Below are 3,268 nucleotides of genomic sequence, written 5' to 3'. Positions count from 1 at the left end.
CCCGGCTCCCGCGCCCGCCCCGTCCCCCTGGGCCCTTCCGGCCGCGGACACCCGAACCACACGAACGGATGACCAGTCATGAACCGCACGATCGCCACCCACCAGGACCTGGACTGGCTGCTGGACGGACTCGTCGACTCGGTGCCCGGGACCAGGAACGCCGTCCTGCTCTCCGACGACGGTCTCGTGGTCAGCCACTCCGGCACCATCGAGCGGGCCGACGCCGAGCGGCTGGCCGCCGTCGCCACCGGCCAGCAGAGCCTGGCCCGCGGGGTCGGGGCGCTGTTCGACGGCGGCCCGGTGCACCAGGTGATCGTCGAGCTCGCCGAGTGCTGGCTGTTCGTCATCGCCGCCGCCCAGGGCACCCACCTGGCCGTGGTCGCCTCGCAGGAGGTGGACGCCGAGGTGATGTCCGTCGCGATGCACACCCTGGTGCAGCAGGTCGGCCAGAAGCTCACCACCCCGGTCCGCGGCGAGGGCGCCCCTGCCGCCCCGGCGTCCTTCGACGCCTTCGCCTCCCGGAACCGGGGCTGACCCGGATGGAACCGTACGGGAACGACGCCTGGGGGGACGGCCTCGACGACGGCCGGCAGGCCGGCCCGCAGTCCGGCGGGGACGACGGCCGGCGGCGCGGCGCGGTGCCGCACTGGAGCGAGCTGGAGGAGGACGACGCGGAGGACGGGACGGGCAGCATGGTGCGCCCGTACACGATCACCCGCGGCCGGACCGCGCCCGAGCGCGACGACCTCACCCTCATCACCGTGCTCACCACGGTCGAGGCGGAGGCCGACGCGGCCCTGGCGCGGGGCAGCCGCGCCGGTGCTCGCGGCCTGCAGCCCGAACACCGGCTGATCCTCGAACGCTGCCGGCGCCCCATCGCCGTCGCCGAGGTGTCGGCGGGCCTGGACCTCCCGGTCTCGGTCACCAAGATCCTGCTGGGCGACCTGGTCTCCCAGGGCCTGCTGAAGGCCCGGGCACCGCTCTCGGTGGCCCGGGCCGCCGGGGGCGTGGACCTCGGCCTGCTCACGGCCGTACGCGAAGGACTCCGGAGACTCTGAACATGGCCACACCCCACTCCGCCATCGACGCCCCCACCGCCCCGGCCGCCGTCAAGATCCTGATCGCGGGCGGCTTCGGCGTGGGCAAGACCACCCTGGTCGGCTCGGTCAGCGAGGTCACCCCGCTGCGCACCGAGGAGTACCTGACCCGGGCCAGCGTCGGCATCGACGACCTGGCCGGCGTCGACCAGAAGACCACCACCACCGTCGCGCTCGACTTCGGGCGGATCACGGTCAGCCCCGAACTGGTCGTCTACCTGTTCGGCACGCCCGGCCAGGAACGCTTCTGGTTCATGTGGAACGACCTGGTCAACGGCGCCCTCGGCGGGATCGTCATCGCCGACACCCGCCGGCTGGAGACCAGCTTCGCCTCCATCGACTTCTTCGAGAGCCGGGGCATCCCGTTCGTGGTCGCGATCAACTGCTTCCACAACACCAACACCCGCACCCCCGACGAGATCCGGGCCGCGCTCGACCTCGACCCGCAGGTGCCGATGCTGCTCGGGGACGTGCGCGAGCGCGCCTTCGGCCGGGACCTGCTGCTCGCCCTGGTCGACCACCTGATGGACCTCGCCGCCACGCGCGCCGGCTGAACCGGTCCCGGCCGAGCCGTACTCGGCCGAACCCTCATGCGGCCGACCGGCGTCGGCCGCATCCCCGCAGCCGACCGGCACCGGCCGGCTCCGGCCGAGCCCCCACACCTCCTGCGAACTTCCCTTCGGAGCGACCCTCATGACCAGACCCCTGCGCGTCCTCGTCAACGGTGGCGGCATCGGCGGCCTCACCCTCGCCACCGCCCTCGCCCAGCGCGGCCACCGGGTCGACGTCGCCGAGCTGCGCGAGCAGCTGGAGGCCCTCGGCGTCGGCATCATCCAGCCGTCCAACGCCCTGCACGTGATGCGCGAGATCGGCGTCCTGGAGGACTGCCTGTCCGTCGGCTTCCCGTGGGAGGTGCTGACCATCTGCGACCCGGCCGGCGCCACCCTCGCGAAGATCCCGCAGCCCCGGATGGGCGACGTGCCCTCCAACAACGGCATCCCGCGCCCCGCGCTGGCCCGCGTCCTGGCCGACGCCGCCGCCGGGGCGGGCGTCACGGTCCGCTTCGGCACCACCATCGGCACCCTGCACGAGGACGCCCACGGCGTCGAGGTCGCCCTCACCGACGGGCACGTCGGCCGCTACGACCTGGTCGTCGGCTTCGACGGCATCGGCTCGCCGCTGCGCCGCCACCTGTACGGCGAGAAGTACGTCCCCGAGTACACCGGCTTCGCCAACTGGCGTGTCACACTGCCGCGTTCGCCCGAGGTGCAGGGCGTGGTGATGTCCTCCGGCAACCTCAGCGCCAAGGCCCTGCTCACCCCGATCAGCGCGGAGCAGATGTACCTGGGCTCGGTCTTCGCCGAGTCCGAGGACTTCCGTCCGGACCCGGAGCGCGCCCACGAGCAGCTGCGCGAGCGGCTGGCCGGCTTCGGCGGGCCGATCGCCGAGGCGCTGGCGCTGATCACCGACCCGGCCGCCGTGGTCCACTCGCGGATCTCCCAGGTCACCGTCGAGGAGCCCTGGCACGTCGGCCGGATCGTCCTGGCCGGCGACGCCGCCCACGCCTCCACCCCGCACCTCGCCCAGGGCGCCGCGATGGCCGTCGAGGACGCGCTCGTGCTCGCCCTGAGCCTGGACGCGGCCGACACCGTGCCGGCCGCCCTCGCCGCCTGGGAGGAGCGCCGCCGCCCCCGCGCCATGTGGGTCCAGGCCCTGTCGCGGGCCGTCCTCAAGCAGGAGACGGGCACGCCGACCACGCCGGAGGAGGACGAGCTCCTCAAGGTCGGCATCCCGGGCGCGGCGCACGTCCTGGTCCAGCCGTACTGAGGTCTGCGACCTCGCCCGGCTATGGGCCCAGCGGCGCGTTCCGGCGCGCCGCTGGGCCGGCCGGCGGGGCTGCGGGGCGGTTCAGCGACCGGCCAACTGCAGGATCCGGTACCCGAGCCACCCCGGCAGGACCAGCGCGAGGGCCAGCCCCGCCATCACCAGGTCGGCCTTCCTGGTGGCGAGTTGCGCCCTCCAGGCCATCGCCCGCTGCCGCCTCCCGGTCGCGGCCAGCGCCGTGTGGATGGTGCGGACCAGGTGCACGGTGGGCGTCCGCAGGGAGGAGCCGCCCGGCCGGGCCGTCCACACCGTCCGCCCCGTGCGCTCCTTCACCGGGAACACCCGGG

General features: G+C 74.2%; 4 protein-coding genes and 1 pseudogene. 4 read left to right on the top strand and 1 reads right to left on the bottom strand.

Features of this window, described 5'->3' with window-relative positions:
• The first annotated feature begins 78 nt into the window (after positions 1 to 78).
• The 4 genes from ACIQOV_RS34020 (at position 79) to ACIQOV_RS34005 (ending at position 2,924) form a co-directional block, all read left to right on the top strand.
• Positions 79 to 534, top strand: coding sequence for a roadblock/LC7 domain-containing protein (locus tag ACIQOV_RS34020; protein WP_401054652.1), 456 nt, complete (start codon positions 79 to 81; stop codon positions 532 to 534).
• Between the two features lie 5 nt (positions 535 to 539).
• Complete coding sequence (locus tag ACIQOV_RS34015) at positions 540 to 1,058, top strand: DUF742 domain-containing protein (RefSeq protein ID WP_401054650.1); 519 nt, start codon at positions 540 to 542, stop codon at positions 1,056 to 1,058.
• A 2-nt stretch (positions 1,059 to 1,060) separates the two neighbouring features.
• Complete coding sequence (locus ACIQOV_RS34010) at positions 1,061 to 1,651, top strand: GTP-binding protein (RefSeq protein ID WP_401054648.1); 591 nt, start codon at positions 1,061 to 1,063, stop codon at positions 1,649 to 1,651.
• Positions 1,652 to 1,790: 139 nt separating this feature from the next.
• Positions 1,791 to 2,924 carry an FAD-dependent monooxygenase gene (locus ACIQOV_RS34005; RefSeq protein WP_401054646.1) on the top strand — a complete coding sequence of 378 codons (1,134 nt, stop codon included), beginning with the start codon at positions 1,791 to 1,793 and terminating at the stop codon, positions 2,922 to 2,924.
• A gap of 81 nt (positions 2,925 to 3,005) precedes the next feature.
• On the opposite strand, the pseudogene ACIQOV_RS34000 reads toward ACIQOV_RS34005, so the two are convergent.
• Positions 3,006 to 3,268 (bottom strand): annotated as a pseudogene (locus ACIQOV_RS34000) (hypothetical protein); the annotation flags it as partial.

It is taken from the genome of Kitasatospora sp. NPDC091257 (assembly GCF_044757675.1).
Lineage (GTDB): Bacteria > Actinomycetota > Actinomycetes > Streptomycetales > Streptomycetaceae > Kitasatospora > Kitasatospora lactacystinica.
Note: the sequence above shows the minus strand (reverse complement) of the source record. Positions and strands in the feature narration are given on the sequence as shown.

Bases quoted from the DNA above. Each gene is read 5' to 3' on its own strand.
- ACIQOV_RS34020 (WP_401054652.1), top strand. From the start codon at position 79: ATGAACCGCACGATCGCCACCCACCAGGACCTGGACTGGCTGCTGGAC.
- ACIQOV_RS34015 (WP_401054650.1), top strand. From the start codon at position 540: ATGGAACCGTACGGGAACGACGCCTGGGGGGACGGCCTCGACGACGGC.
- ACIQOV_RS34010 (WP_401054648.1), top strand. From the start codon at position 1,061: ATGGCCACACCCCACTCCGCCATCGACGCCCCCACCGCCCCGGCCGCC.
- ACIQOV_RS34005 (WP_401054646.1), top strand. From the start codon at position 1,791: ATGACCAGACCCCTGCGCGTCCTCGTCAACGGTGGCGGCATCGGCGGC.